The 1,399-nt window shown below is 31.9% G+C and carries 1 protein-coding gene; it reads left to right on the forward strand.

Going from position 1 to position 1,399, the window contains the following annotated elements:
- Window positions 1-98: 98 nt before the first annotated feature.
- A protein-coding gene (locus tag CN946_RS20870) for an IS3 family transposase (RefSeq protein ID WP_483295412.1) occupies window positions 99-1,399 on the forward strand; the annotation gives its coding sequence in 2 pieces (ribosomal slippage) (window positions 99-483 and window positions 483-1,399; 1,302 coding nt annotated over the 2 pieces). This gene is flagged as partial in the annotation.

Genomic DNA, 1,399 nt, shown 5'->3' on the forward strand with positions numbered 1-1,399 from the left:
TAAAATGTACCCTATAGAGTAGACACTTGAAAAAGGTCACTTCTATGGGGTACTTTTTTATATAATGAAGAAAAATAGAAAATCGGGGAACGTATCATATGTCAAAAAAGCTCTTTTCTAATAAGGAAATAAAAATATTAAATGAAAATCCAAATGCTAAAGCTGTAAGTTCAAAAAGTATTACATACTCAGATGAATTTAAAAGGATTTTTGTAGCTGAAAATAAAAATGGAAAATTGCCTAGACAGATCTTTGAGGAAAATGGATTTGACGTTGAAATCATAGGTATTACTAGAATTAATAGAGCTGCCAATAGATGGCGTACATCATATAATGATTCTGGAGTTCTTGGACTTCGTGATACACGTAAAGGCAACTCTGGTAGACCAACTAATAAAGAGCTCACTTTAGAAGAAAAAAATGCTAAATTAGAAGCTCAAATCCAACTGTTAAAAGCTGAAAATGAATTACTAAAAAAGCTAGACATGCTGGAAAGGGGGATGAAGGTAATAGAGTAAAAGTACCAGCTGAACAAAAGTTTCGTTTAATTCGTTCAGTGATCGAAAAGTTTAAGTTTAAAAATATGATAAGCTTTCTATGTAAAATTTCAGGAGTCTCACGTTCAGGTTATTATAATTACTTCTCTTTCAGAGCTTCCGAAAGAAGAACACAATTTGAAAATAAAGACTCAAAAATAAAAGAAAATATACTTAAGGCTATCAAATTTAAAAAGCGTAAAAAAGGTGCTCGACAAATTAAAATGACGTTACAGAAGCGCTTCAATATTGTATATAACTTGAAGCGTATTCGAAGAATTATGAAGAAGTATAAGATTATCTGTCCAATCAGAAAGGCTAATCCTTATAAGAAGATGTTAAAAGCTACACAAGAACACTCTGTTTTACCGAACTTACTAAACCGTAATTTTAAACAGGGTACCCCAGGTAAGGCACTTCTTACTGATATTACTTATCTTTATTACGGAAACGGTCATAAGGCATACTTATCTACTATTTTAGATAGTTCCACAAATGAAATACTTGCCTATAATGTATCCAATCGACTTACATTGGATTTAGCGATAGATACCTTATTGAAATTAAAAAGAAACAGGCGTACCTTATTAGCTGAAGGTGCGTTTATTCACTCCGATCAGGGCTCACATTATACCAGCCCTACTTTTCAGAAACATGTAAAAAAACTAGGACTAAAACAATCAATGTCTAGGAGAGGGAATTGTTGGGATAACGCTCTTCAAGAGTCCTTTTTTGGTCATTTTAAAGATGAGGCTAATATAAAACAGTGTAATACTTTAGAAGAACTTAAGAAGGAAATAAGAAATTATATGAGCTACTATAACAATTATCGATATCAATGGAATTTAAAGAAGATGAGCCCT

It is taken from the genome of Bacillus sp. AFS053548, assembly GCF_002575105.1.
Lineage (GTDB): Bacteria > Bacillota > Bacilli > Bacillales > Bacillaceae_G > Gottfriedia.